Origin of the sequence: Allocoleopsis franciscana PCC 7113 (assembly GCF_000317515.1) — a bacterium.
In the GTDB taxonomy this organism is placed as follows: Bacteria; Cyanobacteriota; Cyanobacteriia; order Cyanobacteriales; family Coleofasciculaceae; genus Allocoleopsis; species Allocoleopsis franciscana.
The window spans coordinates 5,574,755-5,594,971 of the sequence record NC_019738.1; the positions used below are offsets into that span (position 1 = coordinate 5,574,755).

The window sequence follows — 20,217 nt, forward strand, 5'->3', positions numbered from 1 at the left end:
AATTCCAGCTAACCCTCAATTTAGAAACTTGTACGCAGGTAAAAACTCAGTATCTCTTCTCTCTTCCCTATGTTCTCTGTGCCTGGAGTGGTAGCCTACGGCAAGCCGCTACGCGTCTACGTTAAAAATACACTGACGAGACACTTCAATAGAACCTCTAAACCTTAACCAATCTCTACCTATCCCCATACTCTGCCAATTATTCTCTTATGAGTGTATCTTCTCCATCCCAGCGAACTCCTGCGTGGAAGAGTCCAATTCATCACCTAAGTCGGTTTTCTTGGCCTTGGGGAATCACCATCGGGTATCTCACCATCATGCTACTTCTACCCGTGTCTGCCCTAATCCTCAAGGCAAGTACAGAAAAACCGATTAACTTCTGGCGAATTGCCACTGAACCCATCGCCCTTGCCACCTATGAAGTCACCTTCGTCACAGCCTTAATTGCTGCACTCATCAATGCTGTTTTAGGACTTTTAGTTGCTTGGGTGTTAGTTCGATACGATTTTCCTTTTAGGCGGTTAGTGGATGGTTTTATCGATTTACCCTTTGCTTTACCAACCTCTGTGGCGGGTTTGACCTTGGCAACCGTTTATAGCGAGAATGGCTGGATTGGTTCCCTACTTGCCCCTTTTGGGATTAAAGTCGCGTTCACTCGCTTAGGGGTCGGTGTGGCAATGCTATTTATTTCCTTGCCTTTCGTGGTGCGGACATTACAACCCGTATTGCAGGAAATGGAAAAAGATATTGAACAAGCCGCTTGGTCTTTAGGCGCTTCCCAATGGCAGACGTTTTGGCGAGTGGTTTTGCCCCCTTTAATGCCAGCGATTTTAACAGGTGTAGCACTCGGCTTTTCCCGTGCTGTAGGTGAATATGGTTCGATTGTGATTGTTGCTGCCAATATTCCCTTTAAAGACTTAATTGCATCGGTACTGATTTTTCAACGTTTGGAGCAGTACGACTATAGTGGGGCAACCGTCATCGGCACGGTTTTGTTAAGCATTTCGCTGTTAATTCTTTTAGCCATTAACCTGATCCAAGCTTGGGGACGACGTTATGAACTCTGATCTAATTGGGCCGTCTTTCAATCCTAGTTCACCAGAGTCCCGCTCATCCTTACCCCCGAAGGAACGCCGTTGGGTTAAGCCCACTTTAATCGGGGTAGCGCTGGTCTACTTATCGTTAATTTTGTTTATCCCCATCCTCAACATTTTCATCCAAGCTTTTAAGGATGGATTAGGTGCTTTTTTGCATAACTTGACGGAACCCGATTTTATCTCTGCCATCAAGCTCACCCTCTTAGTCGCCCTAATTGTTGTACCGATTAATACTCTGTTTGGACTGTGTGCAGCTTGGGTACTCGCACGGCATCAATTTCCGGGCCGCACTTTTCTCATTAGCTTGATTGACCTTCCCTTTGCCGTCTCCCCAATTATCGCGGGTCTGATGATTGTGCTGCTTTATGGGCGAAATGGGTGGTTTGGCCCAGCCCTAGAAGCAACCAATATAGACATTATTTTTGCCTTACCGTCTATTGTCCTAGCCAGTGCTTTTATCACCCTACCGTTTGTTGCTCGCGAGGTGATTCCCGTTTTAGAAGAAGTGGGTACTGAACAAGAAGAAGCTGCCAGAATCTTGGGAGCGAACAGTTGGCAAATCTTCTGGCGCGTTACTCTTCCGAATATTCGATGGGGTCTACTGTATGGCGTTCTCCTGACGAATGCGCGAGTCATGGGTGAGATTGGTGCAGTCGCCGTTGTTTCTGGCAACCTGATTGGCAAAACTCAGACCCTGCCGCTGTTTGTCGAAGAAGCCTATAAACAGTATGAAACTCAGGCGGCTTTTTCCGCCGCTGTTTTGCTGGGCTGCTTGGCATTTGTCACTCTGATCCTCAAAGAAATTTTAGAGCGTAAAACCCACATTAAAGACGTTGAAGTTGAATAGGAGGCAACCCATGAACACCCATAGCACCAATGGCTTTCCAGATAATTCCCTGAAACCCATGGAATTAATCAGCGATACTGAGGTTTTGGGTGCGGATAGACCGACTCAAACTCGTATTCGCCTTCGCATTCCCAAACAATACAATCAGGAACCCATCATTTCACGCCTCGTTTCTGATCACGGTGTCACAGTGAATATTGCGGCGGCTCTGTTGGGGTCTAATGGGCGAGATGATGGTTGGTTTGATTTGGAATTGCGAGGCAGTAGTCGGCAAATCCAGAGCGCTTTGACTTATCTCGATGAAATGGATTTAGAGATTTGGGGCGAATCTAACCGGGAAGAAGATGGCTGGTAAGTTAAGGACTATACTTAACTTCGATGAAGGACTAGCCTAGCCTTCCCCTTGACTAGAAACTGCTACGACAGTTAGCAAAGCGAACCTTTCTTCGGGGGGATGAATTTCTCCCCGATTGTTGTGTGGCGCTCCCTGCACTCTTAACTTCAAGTGGTAGACAGGACTTATGCCAAGGGACAAGGCATTTCTTTACCTTGCTGCTAGTGTTGGATGGTCAAATTGCCCTCTGTTCCAGTCGTTTTTTTAAATTATTTAAATAAATCTTAAAATAAATTCATGTATTATCTTGAATATATCTAAACAAATATAAAAAACAGTAGAAATTCCCAATTTATATCAATAAGATGTATCGACATATAAGGCAAAAATTGTTTGCCTTACTTCATACAAAAAAATCCTCGTAATCATTCAAACCATGACAACCACCATACAGCGTCGCGAAAGCGGCAATCTGTGGGATCGCTTTTGCGATTGGGTCACCAACACCAACAACCGTATTTATGTAGGTTGGTTCGGTGTCCTGATGATTCCCACCCTATTAACGGCAACCACCTGCTTCATCATTGCCTTCATCGCTGCTCCTCCTGTGGACATCGATGGTATCCGTGAGCCTGTTGCGGGTTCTCTGATTTATGGCAACAACATCATCTCTGGTGCTGTTGTTCCTTCTTCCAACGCCATTGGCTTGCACTTTTATCCAATTTGGGAAGCCGCTTCTCTTGATGAGTGGCTTTACAACGGTGGTCCTTACCAGCTTGTTGTATTCCACTTCCTCATCGGCGTTTTCTGCTACATGGGTCGTCAGTGGGAACTCTCTTACCGCTTAGGGATGCGTCCTTGGATCTGTGTCGCTTATAGCGCTCCAGTTTCCGCCGCTACGGCTGTGTTCTTGATTTACCCCATCGGACAAGGTTCTTTCTCTGATGGTATGCCCCTGGGCATCTCTGGAACCTTCAACTTTATGTTTGTGTTCCAAGCTGAGCACAACATTCTGATGCACCCCTTCCACATGTTAGGTGTGGCGGGTGTGTTTGGCGGTTCTTTGTTCAGTGCAATGCACGGTTCTTTGGTTACTTCTTCTCTGGTACGTGAAACCACCGAAACCGAGTCTCAAAACTACGGTTACAAGTTCGGTCAAGAAGAAGAAACCTACAACATCGTTGCAGCACACGGCTACTTCGGTCGTCTCATCTTCCAATATGCCAGCTTCAACAACAGCCGTTCTCTGCACTTCTTCTTAGGTGCTTGGCCGGTCGTTGGTATCTGGTTCACGGCGCTGGGTATTAGCACCATGGCGTTCAACCTGAACGGCTTCAACTTTAACCAGTCCGTTCTGGATTCTCAAGGTCGTGTGGTCAACACATGGGCGGATGTACTCAACCGCGCTAACTTGGGCTTTGAAGTAATGCACGAGCGCAATGCTCACAACTTCCCTCTGGATTTAGCTTCTGGTGAGGCTACTCCTATTGCTCTAGTGGCACCACAAATCAACGGCTAAGAATTAGCTTCTAGCTGAATCAAAAGTGCTCTCCGAAAAGGGGGCGCTTTTTTGTTGTACAAAAGAAGCCTTATCTCTATGATTTTTAGCCAAATCTTGCACCATTCTCTTCGGACGCTCATCATCCGCTAAGAGTTTAAACTCTTGGCTCATAGATGAAGTCCACTTAAGTGGACTAAAATCCTTGTGTTGTCAGTTTTTAGTCCTCTACCCTTCGGGAACGCTAACGCGAACAGAGGACTTTATGTATGAGCCAGGGATTTAAATCCCTGGTGGTTAATGCGACTGGTGCAAGAACTCAAGCTATCTATACCGTTGTATCAAGAGTACTAACGCTCAAACTACCGGGAATATACGCAATAGACGGTAGCGCGTCCTACTGAGCGATCGCACCGCTTACTTCACATTTTATGCATTTTGTCAATACCAAAGAAGAGAGCAGCCCTTAACCCCCTGATATCCCCAACTTATTTAACTGACAGTTGTAGGATTAAAGAAATTTTAGTGCTTTGATCAGTCCCATGACGCTAATGCAGGTTTGGGGTGCTTTACTCATTTTTCTAGTCTGCCCTCTGCTGGGTGGCCTTCCCCTGATTGCCTGGATTACTTATCTATTGACGGGGCGTCAACTCGCACAGGTCGGTACAGGTAATGTGTCCGTTTCCGCCGCTTTTTACCACGGGGGACGCTGGGTGGGTATCCTGGCGGTGCTATCCGAGGCGGCAAAGGGCATTGCTGCTGTTTTACTGGCGCGTTATTTCTTTTGGAATCAGCCGACGCAAGCGACGTGGGAGCTGATTGCTCTGATTATGCTGGTCATTGGTCGTTACTGGATGGGTAAAGGCGCAGGGACGACGAATGTCGTTTGGGGCGTTGTCGCTCATGACTGGAGAGTGGCGCTACTTGTATTTGTGATTGGGGGCATTAGCTTTACCATTTTTCGCGATCGCACCACTGGACGTATCGGCGTCTTAATCTTATTTCCCTTTCTTGTGGCTTTGTTAGCTCCTCAAGACATGGCGCAAGTCGTTGCGGCGGCGGCGTTAGGTGGATTAGTCGCTTGGATTTATCAAAAAATTCCCGATGATTTAGACTTACCCCCAGGGGAAAGCAAGGCAGAATCTGAACCTATGTTTCGTTTTTTTCGAGGCGATCGCGCCATCATTTCTCTGAGCAAGGAACTAGAAGCTCAAAAGGTGGGACAAAAAGCCGCAACCCTATCCCAGCTCAAACGCTGGGGTTACTCCGTGCCTCCGGGTTGGGTAATTGCTCCGGGTGATGACCCAGAACCTCTGATTAAATACCTTACCGTTTCCGAAGCCGAACCCTTAGTCGTGCGTTCTTCAGCCATTGGCGAAGACTCAGAACTTGCCTCTGCTGCCGGACAATATCAAAGCATCTTGAATGTTACCAGTAGACCCGCCTTGCAAGAGGCGATTACTCAAGTCTTGGCATCCTACCATAACCCAACCGCTATCCAGTATCGCCAGGATTTCGCTCAAGCGAATCGCTCCGCCTCACGGGAACTGCCAGACCAATCCATGGCTGTACTCATTCAACAACAAATCCAGGGGGCTTTTTCCGGTGTTGCCTTTAGTCGTGACCCTATCTCCCAACAAGGTGATGCCGTCATCATTGAAGGGTTGCCAGGAAATGCCACACGCATCGTGTCGGGTCGAGTTACTCCAGAACTTTACCGAGTCTATCTCTCACCAGACGCATCCCCGGAAGTCGAATCCAAACCTTCAGCTCAAATTGAAGGCAGTGGCGACCTACCCCTGAGCTTAATTGAGCAAGTGGCGACTGTAGCACGAGAATTGGAAGCTCGTTATCACGGTATCCCCCAAGATATTGAGTGGAGTTATGACGGTCAGGAATTGTGGATACTGCAATCACGACCCATTACTACGCTGCAACCAATCTGGACTCGCAAGATTGCGGCTGAAGTGATTCCGGGATTGATTCGACCCCTGACTTGGTCAATTAATCGACCCCTGACTTGCGGTGTTTGGGGAGAGATTTTTACCGTGGTTTTAGGCGATCGGGCACAGGGATTAGATTTCACCGAAACAGCAACGCTGCATTACTCCCGCGCCTACTTCAATGCCACCTTATTAGGACAAATTTTTCGGCGTATGGGGTTGCCGCCGGAAAGTCTGGAATTTCTCACCAGGGGGGCGAAATTCTCTAAGCCACCGTTACGTTCCACTCTGGGGAACCTGCCAGGATTACTGCGCTTGCTGGGTCGGGAATGGCGTTTAGATAAGGATTTTGACTCCGATGATCAACAGCTTTTTACTCCTACCCTGGAGCAATTACAACTTCAGCCAGCGTCTGAGTTATCCCCATCGGAACTGTTAGAGCGAGTAGACCTGATTTTGGAGAGGTTGAAACGGGCGACTTATTACAGCATTCTCGCACCCCTAAGTGCATCCTTCAGACAAGCGGTGATACGGGTTAAGGATGAAGAATTGGATAATAGCCAGACGCCAGAGGTGGCAAGTTTGCGGGCGCTGGCTCGATTAGCAGAAGATGCGCGTCCCTTGTTGCGGCGATCGCTGAATGTAGAGGATAGCGCGGCTTCCCTGTTTGCAGCCTTAGCGGAAATCCCCGATGGTCGTAGCATTTTAGAACAGTTTGACCAGTTTCTGGAAGAATATGGCTACCTCAGCGAGGTGGGCACTGATATTGCTGTTCCCACATGGAAAGAAGACCCCCGATCAGTGCGGCAGATGTTCGCGCGGTTTCTCTCGAACCCCCTACCGCCCTCTCAACCCATTAAGTCCCAACGTTGGCAAGCTCAGTTCGTTCAAGCCCGTTTAAATGTTAAAGGTCGAGTCACACAAATCTACTCTCAACTGTTGGCGGATCTGCGCTGGTGTTTTGTGGCGCTAGAGTCTATCTGGCTGCGATCGGGTTGGCTGGATAGTCCTGGAGATATTTTTTTCTTGGAACTTGTGGAAATTCGCCGTTGGGCTGACAGTGATGACCTCGCACACAGAGAGCCTATTCGTGAAGTTGTGCAGGTGAGGCGATCGCAACTCGAACAGCATCGTCAACTCACCACCGTCCCCTTATTGTTCTACGGCAATTCACCTCCTGCTCCTCTGGCGACAGATTCCGCCCCTTCTCAACAGCGACTACAAGGCATTGGTGCCAGTTCAGGACAAGTTGAGGGTTGGGTGAGAGTGCTGAGCAACTTACAAGCGGCTTCAGAGATTGACCGACAAACCATTCTGGTTGTACCTTATACAGATTCTGGCTGGGCACCCCTGTTGGCACGGGCTGGAGGTCTGATTGCTGAAGTGGGTGGGCGGCTTTCTCATGGTGCCATTGTGGCGCGAGAGTATGGTATCCCAGCCGTGATGGATATTCACAACGCCACTCAACTCTTACGAGATGGTCAACGGGTGCGAATTGATGGTCAGCAGGGAATTGTCGAAATCCTATGAAGATAATTTACAATTTAGGTTAATTGTCTAAAACCTTGGTCATCAGGTGGTTTTAGGTATTGCCGAAGAAGAGGCTGATAAACTTAGCTGGACTAATTTTGTAATTAGACCGCCAAAGTCATTGCGCTTCTAGTCGGCAGATCAGCGCTAAGTTAACGCTACAGTAAACGAATCAAGCTGACAGGCCTGCCGTCGATGGCAAATGAGGAACATCTCTCTGTGCTCCGGCAAGGGGTTGAAGCTTGGAATGCATGGAAAGCCAACAACCCCAACATCAGACCCAATCTCAGTTTTGCCAATGGCAAAAGGATTACCATTCGGGGTGCAAAACTCAGTGGTGTAGACCTCAGTCGAACCAACCTGAGCAGGGCAGACCTCAGCAAGGCGGATCTCATCGGGGCAAAACTCAATGAGGCAAATCTGAGTGAGGCTTATTTGAGTGAGGCCGATTTAATCGGTGCTGACCTCACAAGTGCTGACCTCAGTAGTGCTGACTTAATTGGGGCAAACTTGATTGGGGCAAACCTGAATCAAGCCTATCTGAGTGGCGCTGATCTGACTAAAGCCAACCTCAGTGGGGCTGATTTGGTTGGAGCTAAACTAATTGGAGCCAAACTCAGCGGCGCAAACCTCAGTGGAGCTAAACTGATTGGGGCAAATCTCAGCGGCGCTTACCTCCGGGGCGCTAACCTCAAAGGAGCCAATTTGATTGATGCCAATTTGATTGGAGCCAACCTCAGTCGGTCAAACCTACATAGAACGAAAGCGCTGCATTCCAACCTCTACAAAGCAATACTCACAGGAGCTTGTTTACAAGATTGGCATACGAATAGTGCCACAAATTTAGAAGATGTAATTTGTGATTATATCTACCTAGAAGCCGAACAAAAGGAGCGTCGTCCCATTCAGGGAAATTTTGCACCAGGGGAATTTACTAATTTGTTTCAAAAGACTTTAGAAACTGTAGAGTTAATTTTTTCTAATGGAATTGATTGGCAAGCGTTCCTTATTTCCTTTCAAAAAGTTCAAGTTAAAACTGGAATTCTAGAGTTATCACTTCAGACTATTGAAAACAAGAACGACGGGACTTTAGTTATTCGACTTAGTGTCCCCAATGATATCAACAAAACAGAAATCGAACAGTCTCTTCAGCGAGAGTACGAACATCAACTGAAAGCCATAGACAAGATATATCGATATCAGCTCCAAGCGACCTATGAAGAGATAGCTACATATCGTCGTCAGAGTATCGATTTAATTGAGATTGTGAAGGTAATGGCTAGCCAAACGATTAATGTTGAAACCAAACATCTAATGGATCAGCGCTCTGTATCCGATGCAGCGGCAAAGATTCAAAAATTACTCCAACAACTAGAGCAAACTTATCCCACGGGTACGCCACTGGAAAAACAAATTGTGGTGATAGAAGTCATTAAGCACATTGAAAGTAATCCAATCCTAAAGGTGCGAGTTGTGGAGGCATTAAACGGCGTTAGTATTGAAGCGCTCAAAAAGCTAATCGATCATCCTTTAGTTAATGTGTTATTAGCAGCTTTAGAAGAGTATCAGGAGATCGATTAAGCTCTTGTTAAACTAACGCGCATTTATAGTAGAAGGCAGGAGACAGGAGGCAGGAGGCTTTTATGTTTATTACTGGGAAGTGGTTGCTCTCGTCCGTTAAAGAAAGTCCTAACCTTTATGGCGACACCTATAAATTGCATCTTCTGACAACAGGATAAAAGCCTTCAAGTTAGCTCCCCAGCTCCCCAGCTCCCCAGCCCCCCTTGCCTGAAGGGGGACTTTATAATTGTGCTTAACTCGCTAATTCCTCTTCCTCTACTAAGGAAATCTCTGGTGATTTCGCTGGCATGGGGAAAATTAAACGAAATACCTGCTGACGCTGGTTGGACGATTCTGAGGCATTATTCCACAACGTTTCGTAGAAGAAGAACGACACCCCAGCAAATCCCCGCTGTCTAACTGCCTCAACTTGCTGCTGGATTTGTGACAGAGAAACGGGTTTATTTTTTAACCCGCTCAAAATACCGATTCCGGTCGGAATATGGCTTTTGGCTGCCTTAAGTTCCGGTTGCTCTAATTCTTTGATGAAAGTGTTGAAGTTGTCCCGATAAATCTGCACAATCAATTCTTCCACAAAACCTCGTCGCTCCCAAGTCGCCCAATCGGCTAAAAAGAATTGATAAGAATCTTTCTGGGGATTAGGAGAAACAGAAATAATCACATCATTTTTGCGGTCTTTAATAGCTCGGAATAACTTTCCTAGGAAATCCGTAATTTTGTTAGCTCGCCAGCGTACCCACTCCGCATCTTGAGGGTCAGTGGGAGGCGCTTTGCCTTGATGTTCTTGTTTGTACAATTGCACGGTGTAAGCATCGTACCCAAACTCAGAAGGCAAGCCGAAGTGGTCATCTAATTGGATGCCATCAACATCATAGTTACTCACCACCTCAACCACTAAATCCTGGATGAACTGCTGTACTTCTGGTTTGAAGGGGTTGAGCAGGACGCGATCATGAATCGGATTTTTAGGGTCATCTTTCTTAATCTTGCTACCATCCCGGCGATTGGTGAGCCAATCCGGGTGGCGCTTAGCTAACTCAGAATCAGCCGGTGCCATCAAGCCAAACTCAAACCAGGGGATGACTCTCATCCCTGCTTGATGTCCCTGCGAAATCATCTCCTTGAGCATGTCTCGCCCTTGGGTGCCTAAGTCTGGGTTAAGCTTGGCATCTAACGGGGTTACCAGTCTCACGGCTTTGCCTGTCGCCTTTTCGGCTACTTGGCTGGGGTAGAGGGTATATCCCCAATTCCAGACGGTAGGGTAGAGGGTATTGAAGTTCAGCTCTTGTAAGCGCCCGATTGCATCGGTTACACTCTGGCTGGAAAACAGGACATTGCTATCTATATTGGTGAGCCATACCCCTCGTAACTCAGTTTTTGCCTGATCAGACGAGGAACTTCCCACTTTGGCAATGTACTGGGAAGGGACAAGCGCTGTTGTTTCAGTCGCTTGGCACAAGAAAGCCGCCACATCGCCTCGACTCGCGAGTTGATTGGGATTGAGGGTGCGTACATTGGGGTAATTAACCACCAATTGTTTTTCTGTGGCAGCAGCGATCGCACCTTTGGCATAGTCAGGAATTCCACTGGCGTCTGCGAAAGCGCCATTCAATGTCTCAACTGTCGGCTGAGTCGCTACATACTTTAATCCACTAGCTAAGGACACCAACGCCTGCACGCGGGGAATCTTTTGATTCGGTTGGAAGACACCCCCTGGATAGCCAGCGATAAATCCTGCTTGGTAAGCCTTACGAATCGCCTCACTCGCCCAGAAGTTGGTGGGAACATCGCCAAACTTCCCCCCGGTGCGGACAGCAGGAGCATCCGGAAAAGCGCTCCCCAGCATGGCGGCAAATTCCGCTCTGGTTACGGGCGCATTCGGCTTAAAGGTACCATCTGGGTAACCCCTAAGAATTTGCCGTTGTGTGAGCTGTTCAATACAAGGTTGTGCCCAATGTCCTTGGATATCGTTCAACTTTGTCTGAGAAAGCGCTGCCGTTGGCTTCAATACCGTTATTGTTAAGCCCAAGATAAATAAGAATACCAACCAAGCCTGACGCCCAAAAGCGCGGCTAAAAGATACAAGCCCGTTTGCACAAGCTTCTAATATGTTTTTGAGAAACCGCTTCATAGGTACCGCACTAGATATAAAACTATTCACGCCAGCATCTTGGACTAATCAGGATTGACTTGACTAGCGGGGTAAAGGTTGCAGAGCAAAGACTATAGCATTGCAAAAAACCGTACCGTGAGCAATTAGGGATTCCCGATTGAATGCAAGCGGCGATCGCGCTCTATTGGCAGCGGCTCCTTTGAAGCGATTGAACGGTTGAACGGCTGGATTCTGAACTTCTTGCATCTGAGTCACTCTTGACACTCTCCGCCCTAGAAGGGCGAAGATTCTTCGTTCAAAGACTCAGCTTGCTCTGACAGGATTACTCCAACCAGAGTAGAGGCGAAATCTCCCGAAGCGTTCGGGTCTATGACCCAAGTTCCCGTGTGACCCACGGTACTCAAGGCTAATTTCAAAATATTAATGGCGGCATTCCAATCCCTGTCTAGTACAAACCCACATTTGCAAGCGTGAGTTCTCATAGATAGGGATTTTTTAACTAGAGTGCCGCAGCTAGAGCATTCCTGGGATGTATAGGCTCCGATTACAGCAACTGTTATCTTGCCTAATTTCACTCCGAAATACTCTAACCACTTCCTGAATTGATACCAACCTGCATCATTAATAGACTTAGCGAGACAGTGATTCTTTACTAAGTTCTTAATCCTCAAATCTTCGTAGGCGACCAAATCGTTAGATTGGATTACGCAACGTGCCACTCTCTTGGCGTGTTCTTCACGTTGCCTACTTATTTTGAGGTGTACTCGCCCTAGTCTATTAATGGCTTTTCTTCGGTTAGTAGAGCCTTTTTTCTTCCGAGAAACGCGCCTTTGCCTAAACTTCAGTCGTTTCTCACCAGTCCGATAAAACTTGGGGTTAGGTTCGGTATGACCGTTGGAGTCTGTGTAAAACTCTTTAATTCCCACATCCAGACCAACATTTCTACCTGTCGGCTGAACATCTACCTTCTCAACTTCAGCTCTAATTAGAAACTGAACGTAGTAGCCATCAGCGCGACGCACTAACCTCACTCGTTTTATCTGGTCTAACTGATAGAAATGCAAGTCCCACGTCCCTTTGAGCTTTAGTCTACCAATGCCTTTCTTGTCGATAAAATTGATTGAGCGCCTATCAGGAGAAAGTTTCCATCCCGAAACTTTATACTCAACTGAACGACAGTTTTTCTTAAAGCGTGGGTAGCCCTTCTTTCCGGGAACAGACTTCCTGCAATTATCGTAGAACCGAGCAATTGCAGAATATGCCCATTCAACAGCGACTTGGCAGGCATGAGAGTTCAATGCGTTCACAAAGGGGAATTCAGCTCTCAGTGCAGTGTTGTGACGATACAACTCTTTTTGTCCTACACCTCGGTTATCCATCCAATATCGGACGCACTTGTTGCGGACGAATTGAGCTGTTCTAATCGCCTCATCTATTGCTGCATATTGAGTTGTTTTCCCTTTAGCTTTGAACTCTAGGACAATCATTTGACGTGGAACAACCCCTACGGCAACTACTGTATCATGAAAAAGTCCCCTTAGAAGCCGGAGCTTTAGTGAGGAGAGGCTTGAATCTCGTTATTTTTGGTCAGATTTTCCCGTGAGCCATGAGATACAGTAGGGACTTCGAGCAGCCAGATTATAAAGGTTCTGTGAAGGAACGGCTTGAACGAAATTTAGAAGGTAACATAAGTCCAGCTTATGAATTAGGAGGATTTATGTTAATATGTGAACATAAAATTTTTATAAATTGTTAACACTATCGATAACTTGTAAAGCGATATACCTTTATTGGGTACTTAACATTTCATGAGCCGTTACATTTATCAGTTTTTACAACACTTATATAGATAAAAATTAGATAAAGTTCCTGGTATAAATAAGTTTTTAGAGGTAATAAATTCTAATATGCTCAATAAGCTGTACTGATAACTTTAGGAGCCAAAAAGAAGAAGAGAAGTTTGAGTGACTTATCAAAACATTTGTTTCATTGCTGTCTCATCGGAGTGACTCGTTTTATAAGTCAAGTTCAGGATTATGGGTTCACCAATTAACTGATAGAGGTCGTCAATGCCTGGGTTTGTTTGGTACGACGTTGCCAAAATCAATCATGTCTTTCACGGGATGCGATGAAATGGTAAAGCTTGCTTATTAAAAGTAGGACGGCTCGCCAATTTTTACATCTCTCTTTTGGTGGAAGCAAAAAAAAATGTTACCTGTCAAATTTTTGGTAGTCCTTTAGTCGTCCTTTAATTGATTTAAACTTTCATCTCACTCAAAGCGAACAGGCTGATCAAGAGGGTGTTTATCAAGAAAAGCTGAGGACAGCAAGGCAAAGTATTCAAGTTGCCAATCTAACTTGCGTTCTTGAGGGGTATGGACTCGTGCAGTCACTGAAAACTAAAAAATACCGATTAGACCGATTAGACCGATTAGACCGATTAGACCGATTAGATAGTGCTTTTGGAAAAAATCTGTTAAATTTTATTGCAATTTTGGGAATTTCTCAAGTCGCTGAGTGTTGTCATTAAGTAGCAAACCCCCGCTAATCATGGGATATCAGGACATTAACAAAATTTCTCTAGGCAAAATCAATTGAGTCAGCGATTGAGTGTTGAACAACATGACGGAAGAAGATCATACTACAGGAAACGAAAAATTGGAAGAAATATTCCTCAATAACAAGCGCTCATTCAAAAAGCTAGAAAGAGCCATCCAAATGTCTCAAGGTCAGTTTTCACTCATCTTGATGTGCTGCAACTGCTCATCGATGCGGCGGCAGGTGGTGAAACAATTATCAAAAAGTTGCTATATCCAAATCCAAGAACTGATCCTGCATCCATCGGTGAATACCCTATTTACCACTATACTCTCCGCCATTGAAGAACCGCCACCGCCAGCTTTGATGGTCTTCGGTCTAGAGTCAGTTGTGGCAATCGAGCAAGTTTTGAGTGCCACCAATTTAGTTCGGAATGAGTTTCCCAAACACTTTCCTTTTCCCCTAGTATTATGTATTAATGATGAGCTTTTGCAACAACTTATTCGACTAGCGCCTGATTTCAAAAGTTGGGCTGCTAACCCAATTCGGTTTGAAGACCCTAAAAGTCAATCTCTTAACATAACACCCATCACGGCTTAATTGTCATGAAGGCTTGAAAATAGACTTCATATTGCTCGAAAAGAACGTTGAAAACAGTTTACTGAAAAGCCTATCAAGAAGGATAATCGAATCCCATCGTTACTGACTTAAACAGTCTGTTTTATCTCTCTCTATAAAGAGAAACGAGAAGGGCGTACTGCGGTACGCCCCTACAAGTCTTCTAAGCGTCCTCCTCAAAAGAGTCGCCAGCAAAAGGCTGAACACCAATGTTGGGATATTCGTCATCGCTAGGGCGGAAAATCCTTACTACTCCTTCTCCAATATACTGAAGTGCTGCTTGTAACCACTTGAAGATAGACATAGCCTTTCCTCCTTTTAGCAACAGTTATCCTCAAGAAAAAGTGAAAAATAATCGCTTTTTTTAAGCGGAATTTTCTCTCTATACTTTATTTTAACTGGGTTTCCTGTCCGTGGAGGGAAAAGCTTACGGTTCTTTACTTGACCTCGTTCTCTGGCACCAATGCTGAAGGATAGAATCAGGCGGCTAAGACTTAGCGATCGCATCGCTAATCCGCCCTTGGGAGAGTTTCAGGTTCAAAAGTGATAAAGCCAAAATAACTAAAAACAATACCAGTCCAATCGTACAAGCATAGCTGATTTCCAGCTCTGAGAAGGCTTGCTCATACAGATAATAAACAATGGTTTTGGAACTATTTCGCGGCCCACCTTGAGTCATGATATAGATTTCTTCAAATACCTTCGTTGCCGAAATAGCAGAAATCACAGCGACTAAGATGAGATAAGGTCGCATTAACGGGACAGTAATATCCCAATGCTTCAAGTAGCCATCTGAACCATCCATCGCTGCCGCTTCGTAGAGTTCCGATGGAATAGATTGCAAACCAGCCAAATAAATCACCATGTAATAACCCAATCCTTTCCAAATCGTTACTGCCATCACACTAAAAATCGCCAATTGGGGACTGGTTAGCCAGGGAATGCCATCTTTGAAACCCAGTTGTGCCAAGAATTGATTGAACAAACCGTTTTCTGCATAAAGCCATTTCCAGGCAATCCCAGCAACCACCATTGAAATCACCACAGGTGTATAAAAAGAGGCTCGAAACCAGTTTATTCCTCTTAACTTCTGGTTGACCAAAAGCGCCAGACATAAGGGAAGGACGACTAAAAGAGGTACAACAAAAACCAGATACAACAGGGTATTTACCATTGTCTTCCTAAACACAGAAGCGGGTGCCCCCAACTCGATCCATAAACGTTCAAAGTTTGCTAGCCCGATCCACTGAGGTGTTTGGGTGAGGTCATATTCATATCGGGTAAAACTCAGGTAAAAGGCTTGCAATGCTGGCCAAAAGACAGTGATTCCCAAAGCAAGCAGGGCAGGGAATAAAAATAGGTAGGGCGTAAGGTGCCTTTTATTAAATCGTAATTTTTTGGACATATCACAACATCAATGGACAACAAAAATATGCAATGAAACGCTTATTGATACGAAGGAAAGCTGTCGTATTCATATTATCGATAGCTTAATCAAATTAAAGCATTGATGATAATAAAAAGAAAGTGTAGCCTATTTAGCAGTTTATAGGTATAGAACTTAGTGTAATCTTATAGTTCTAAAGTCCATATCTTGGCAAACAGCAGAGCTGAGCACTACAAAGCTAGCTCTTTTGCGGTTTTAGCAGGTTTTATGTTTAAGCGTAAGCGTTGTAAATCTTGCGCTTTCTGTTTAGGTCAACCCTTTTATTACCTTCACGGTGCTACCGATTGTCAACCCACCCACTAATTGTGTACAAGTTGACAGCGTGAAGTTGGATCTTGCCTCCAGCCCATAGCAGCCTTGATTCATGGGAATCATAAACAGGCGTGGAGTATTGAGCAGTCAGACACAGCAGCCGTTTATTTGAGCAAACTATAGCAGTGGAACCAGCTACGATCGCACAAAGAATCCTTTCCGATCCGTCCCAGCCAGTACAACTGGTGGTTGGTGAACATCAAGACGATGTTTGGCAAGCTTTATATGCCGCGATCCCAGTTCCCTTAGTGATTTCTCGGTTTTCAGACGGTGCAATTCTCTATGCCAACGAATGTTTTTGCTCAACTTTTGGTCTGGACATTCAGGAGATTAGGGATATTCCAGGACACCCCAGCCGGGGCGATCGCCATACCCTAGACTTTTACTATGAGCCAACAGACTGGCAGACGTTGCTGCAAGTGTTCACCAGTCAGAGATACCTCCGCGATTACAAAGTCAGAATGCAGAAGGCAGATGGTACCCCTTTGTGGAGTTCTGTCTCACTGCAATGGCTAAACTGGAACGGTGAAGCTGCCATGCTGGCAGTCTTTGGCTACGTCACCGCGTACCAGCCGCAACTGGCAACACAACTGCTGTGTGAACGTGAAGTCAAGTTTTGCACACTGGCAGAAACGCTCGCTGCCACGTTCATTTACCAGAACTCTCACCTGTGCTATGTCAACTCAGCACTGTGTACAATTACAGGTTACTCTCAGGCTGAGTTACTGGGGATGAACGTCTGGGATTTACTGCATCCAGACTACCACGCCCTGATGAGAGAGGGGGAGATGGAAACTGGAGCCTCAGGGAGGACGGAAGAAGTCCTCCACTCAAACCTTCATGCGTTCACCCCCTCATCCCCAAACCCCCAAAACTTCGCTCTAGTCCCTTCAAACCCCCATTCTCTGGTTAAGAGTCGCTACGAAATCAAGATTCTGACAAAAACGGGTAAAGCGCGTTGGCTGGATGTGACGACGCGAACCATTGATTTTCAAGGAAAAGCGGCAGTCTTAGCCAGTGCCTTTGACATTACCCGCCACAAGCAAGCAGAGGAGGCTTTGTCCGAAAGCCAGCGTACCCTCTCAACCTTGATGAAAAACTTGCCGGGAATGGCTTATCGTTGTCGCCATGACTGGGATTGGACGATGGAGTTTGTCAGCGAAGGATGTTTGAGTCTGACCGGTTACCACCCGATAGATTTAATCGAAAACCGAACGATTTCTTTGAATACCATTATTCATCCAGATGATCGCGATCGCGTCAGGTATGAAGTACAATCCGCTCTCCAGCAGAACCAACATTATCAAATAGAATATCGGATTACAACAGCAACCGGAGAACAGAAATGGGTCTGGGAACAAGGCCACGGTATCCTCTCTGGCACAGGAGAATGGCTGGCTTTAGAAGGTTTTATTACGGATATCACGCGGCGTAAGCGAGCAATTGAAGAACTTCAGTTGTTGCAATCCCTGACTCAATCTATTAGTGAAGCGCCCGATTTTGACACGGCAATCGAAGTCGCCTTACGTAAGGTATGCGAGGCAACCCATTGGGATTTTGGTGAAGCCTGGATTAAGAGTGCTGACGGTACCGTTTTAGAATGCTCAAGTGCTTGGTGCAGCAAGCACGTTGGGGCTACCGAGACTCAGGACAAAGAACAAATTGACCCCATTATCCACCCCCTAAAAGAATTTCGGCGTCACAGCCAGACGTATAGCTTTGCACCTGGGATTGGACTACCGGGGCAAGTTTGGTCATCACGCCAGCCTTTGTGGATGCGAGATGTTTCGATTGAGCCAGAGAGCTTTTTTGCCCGTTCCCCTCTGGCAAAAGCTTGGGGACTCAAGGCTGGGTTTGGCGTGCCCATTCTGGCGGATGAGCAAGTCCTGGCTGTGCTCGCCTTTTTCATGTGTGAACCCCACCCAGAAGACCGGCAATTAGTTGAACTGGTTTCCGCCGTGGCAACCCAATTGGGGTTAGTGCTTCAGCGTAAGCAAATCTTGAGCCAAGCCGCACAAAGTGCAGCGGCACTGCGGGAAAGTCAGCGACGCCTTGCGAGTTTGATTGATGCTCTGCCTGGAATTGTCTTTTCTTGTGCCAGTGATCCCGCGTGGTCGATGACTTACCTGAGTGAAGGTTGCCTGAGCCTAACAGGGTATAACAGTGAAGAATTAATTGGCAATCGCTCTGTCTCCTTTGATGCGATTACCCATCCAGAAGATTTGCCCCAAGTTTTGGCCTCGATTGACACGGGTGTGGCTCAAAAACAACCGTATGTCGTGGAGTATCGCATCCGCACAAAATCCGGTCAGGAAAAGTGGCTGTGGGAGAAGGGTCATGGGGTATTTGATGACACCGGGGAGCTTTTGGGGATTGAAGGCTTTATTACAGATATTACGGAGCGCAAGTGTGCGGAAGACGCTTTACGACAAGCCGAGGCGAAATATCGCAGCATTTTTGAGAACGCCTCGGAAGGGATTTTCCAATCCACGGCGAAGGGACACTATCTCTCGGCGAATCCAGCCTTAGCACGGTTATATGGCTACTCCTCTCCGGCGGAACTCATGGAACGACTGACGGATATCGAGCATCAGTTGTACGTCGAGCCAAACCAACGCACTGAGTTTATTCGCCTGCTGCAAGAAAATGATGCGGTTTTAGAGTTTGAGTCCCAGGTTTATCGTAAAGATGGCAGTGTGATTTGGATTGCTGAAAATGCCCGTGCGGTGAGGGATACCAACACGGGGGAGCTGCTGTACTACGAAGGTACGGTGGAAGATATTTCGGAACGCAAGCGAGCTAAAGAGCAACTGCGTGAACGGGCGTTTTATGACCCCTTGACAGGATTGCCAAATCGTGCATTATTTATGGATCGCTTGAGCCAGCGAGTGGAGCGGGCAAAACGGCATCCTCACTATCGATTTGCGGTCTTGTTTTTAGACCTGGATCGCTTCAAAGTCGTTAACGATAGCCTGGGGCACCTGATTGGGGATCAGCTACTCGTTGCGATCGCCCATCGGTTAACCAATTGCTTACGGGCAGAAGATACCGTTGCCCGGTTAGGGGGGGACGAGTTCACCATCCTGCTAGAGGATATCCAAGACATTAACCAAGTTATCCATGTTGCTGAGCGAATTCAGCAGGCGTTAAAAGCACCGCTCAATCTCGACGGACATGAGGTTTTCAGCGCGGCGAGTATCGGTATTGTTCTGAGTCGAGAGGTGAGTCAGGATGCTTATCCCACCGATTATGACCGACCCGAAGACCTCCTGCGGGATGCTGACACGGCACTATACCGGGCAAAGGCGTTAGGGAAAGCCCGTTATGAAGTGTTTGACCTCACCATGCACCAGAAAGCGGTGGCTCTCCTTGAATTGGAAACGGATTTGCGGCGAGCTGTGGAACATCAAGAATTTCAGCTTCACTATCAGCCGATAGTATCTTTACTCACCCACAAAATTACAGGTTTTGAGGCACTTTTGCGCTGGCAACATCCCACGCGAGGGCTGCTTTACCCTGCGGAATTCATCTCAATTGCCGAAGAAACTGGACTGATTATTCCCCTAGGGTGGTGGACGCTGCGTGAGGCTTGTCGTCAGTTACGCCAGTGGCAAGAGGCGTTGCAAGTAGGTCGGTTGAAGGTTGAAGGTACTCAAGAGCTGTTGTCAGCCCAACAGGGTGCGAATGAAGCCAGCCGAAGCGTCGCCCAGATTAACCCTTCAAACCCATTTTCTAACCTTCAACCGTCTAACCTGCAACTGGCAACCCAAACCAACCTGCAATTTGCAGAGCCTCTCATCATCCATGTGAATTTTTCTAGTAAACAGTTTTTGCAACCTGATGCCTTCAATCAAATCAAGCAAATTCTTCAGGAAACAGGTTTAGAAGGATGTTATTTGAGGCTGGAAATTACCGAAAGCTGCTTACTTGAAAATCCAGAAGCCTCTGCCGCGTTGGCTCAACAACTGAGAACTCAGCAGATTGGTTTATGCATTGATGATTTTGGAACCGGGTATTCCTCGTTAAGTTATTTGCACCAATTTCCCATCAAGACTATCAAAATTGACCGTTCTTTTGTCAGTCGTATTGGAGCCGTTGAGAGTGATTCTCCTTCAGATTTAACCCTGAAAAATATTCAGAATTTTCCGTTGCAAATTGCTCGAACCATTGTCATGTTAGCCCACAATTTAGAAATGGAAGTGATTGCAGAAGGAGTAGAAACCGCTCAACAATTATCCCAGCTCCAAGCCCTCAATTGCCAGTATGGTCAGGGATATTTATTCTCTCAACCGCAGGATGCTTTAACGACTAGTTTATTATTCAGATTGGAAAACCAAGATTAATTTAATTGTGCCGCTC

15 protein-coding genes are annotated in these 20,217 nt (G+C 46.4%); 9 read left to right on the plus strand and 6 right to left on the minus strand.

The features are described 5' to 3' along the window. Positions 1-209: 209 nt before the first annotated feature. From cysT to psbA, 4 genes are all read left to right on the plus strand, one after another. Positions 210-1,067, plus strand: a complete 858-nt coding sequence (cysT, locus tag MIC7113_RS22960; RefSeq protein ID WP_015184583.1) for a sulfate ABC transporter permease subunit CysT — start codon at positions 210-212, stop codon at positions 1,065-1,067. Beyond that, positions 1,057-1,944, plus strand: a complete 888-nt coding sequence (cysW, locus tag MIC7113_RS22965; RefSeq protein WP_015184584.1) for a sulfate ABC transporter permease subunit CysW — start codon at positions 1,057-1,059, stop codon at positions 1,942-1,944. The genes cysT and cysW overlap by 11 nt, the downstream gene beginning before the upstream one ends. Before the next feature lie 58 nt (positions 1,945-2,002). Beyond that, complete coding sequence (locus MIC7113_RS22970; RefSeq protein WP_041781172.1) at positions 2,003-2,299, plus strand: NIL domain-containing protein; 297 nt, start codon at positions 2,003-2,005, stop codon at positions 2,297-2,299. 415 nt (positions 2,300-2,714) lie between these two features. Continuing rightward, positions 2,715-3,797, plus strand: coding sequence for a photosystem II q(b) protein (gene psbA, locus MIC7113_RS22975; RefSeq protein ID WP_015184586.1), 1,083 nt, complete (start codon positions 2,715-2,717; stop codon positions 3,795-3,797). Positions 3,798-3,800: 3 nt separating this feature from the next. Here the strand turns inward: psbA and MIC7113_RS36780 are convergent, their stop codons facing one another. After that, complete coding sequence (locus tag MIC7113_RS36780) at positions 3,801-3,950, minus strand: hypothetical protein (protein WP_015184587.1); 150 nt, start codon at positions 3,948-3,950, stop codon at positions 3,801-3,803. Between the two features lie 368 nt (positions 3,951-4,318). Between MIC7113_RS36780 and MIC7113_RS22980 the strand changes: the two genes are divergently transcribed. Both MIC7113_RS22980 and MIC7113_RS22985 read left to right on the plus strand, forming a co-directional pair. Then, positions 4,319-7,249, plus strand: coding sequence for a glycerol-3-phosphate acyltransferase (locus MIC7113_RS22980; protein ID WP_015184588.1), 2,931 nt, complete (start codon positions 4,319-4,321; stop codon positions 7,247-7,249). Positions 7,250-7,444: 195 nt separating this feature from the next. After that, a complete protein-coding gene (locus MIC7113_RS22985; protein ID WP_015184589.1) occupies positions 7,445-8,830 on the plus strand; it encodes a pentapeptide repeat-containing protein in 1,386 nt (461 codons plus the stop codon). A 232-nt stretch (positions 8,831-9,062) separates the two neighbouring features. Here MIC7113_RS22985 and MIC7113_RS22990 read toward each other — a convergent pair whose 3' ends face one another. The 3 genes from MIC7113_RS22990 to MIC7113_RS22995 all read right to left on the minus strand — a co-directional run bounded on the left by MIC7113_RS22990 (position 9,063) and on the right by MIC7113_RS22995 (position 12,430). After that, complete coding sequence (locus tag MIC7113_RS22990; protein ID WP_015184591.1) at positions 9,063-10,961, minus strand: glycoside hydrolase family 10 protein; 1,899 nt, start codon at positions 10,959-10,961, stop codon at positions 9,063-9,065. Between the two features lie 63 nt (positions 10,962-11,024). Further along, positions 11,025-11,189, minus strand: a complete 165-nt coding sequence (locus tag MIC7113_RS36785) for a hypothetical protein (protein ID WP_155898084.1) — start codon at positions 11,187-11,189, stop codon at positions 11,025-11,027. Between the two features lie 26 nt (positions 11,190-11,215). Beyond that, on the minus strand, positions 11,216-12,430 hold the full coding sequence (locus MIC7113_RS22995) for an RNA-guided endonuclease InsQ/TnpB family protein (RefSeq protein WP_015184592.1): 1,215 nt from the start codon (positions 12,428-12,430) through the stop codon (positions 11,216-11,218). An 896-nt stretch (positions 12,431-13,326) separates the two neighbouring features. Here MIC7113_RS22995 and MIC7113_RS36790 point away from each other — a divergent pair. Both MIC7113_RS36790 and MIC7113_RS23000 read left to right on the plus strand, forming a co-directional pair. Further along, a complete protein-coding gene (locus tag MIC7113_RS36790; RefSeq protein ID WP_155898085.1) occupies positions 13,327-13,473 on the plus strand; it encodes a hypothetical protein in 147 nt (48 codons plus the stop codon). Positions 13,474-13,565: 92 nt separating this feature from the next. Continuing rightward, the gene (locus MIC7113_RS23000) at positions 13,566-14,081 is read left to right on the plus strand and encodes a hypothetical protein (protein ID WP_015184593.1); all 516 of its coding nucleotides are present in this window, start codon (positions 13,566-13,568) and stop codon (positions 14,079-14,081) included. A 181-nt stretch (positions 14,082-14,262) separates the two neighbouring features. Here MIC7113_RS23000 and MIC7113_RS23005 read toward each other — a convergent pair whose 3' ends face one another. Both MIC7113_RS23005 and MIC7113_RS23010 read right to left on the minus strand, forming a co-directional pair. Next, positions 14,263-14,403, minus strand: coding sequence for a hypothetical protein (locus tag MIC7113_RS23005; RefSeq protein WP_015184594.1), 141 nt, complete (start codon positions 14,401-14,403; stop codon positions 14,263-14,265). Between the two features lie 183 nt (positions 14,404-14,586). After that, on the minus strand, positions 14,587-15,504 hold the full coding sequence (locus tag MIC7113_RS23010; RefSeq protein WP_015184595.1) for a carbohydrate ABC transporter permease: 918 nt from the start codon (positions 15,502-15,504) through the stop codon (positions 14,587-14,589). Between the two features lie 479 nt (positions 15,505-15,983). On the opposite strand from MIC7113_RS23010, the gene MIC7113_RS33745 reads away from it, so the two are divergent. After that, positions 15,984-20,201 (plus strand): PAS domain S-box protein, encoded by a 4,218-nt coding sequence (locus tag MIC7113_RS33745; protein ID WP_015184596.1) that lies wholly within the window; start codon positions 15,984-15,986, stop codon positions 20,199-20,201. The last annotated feature ends 16 nt before the right edge of the window (positions 20,202-20,217 follow it).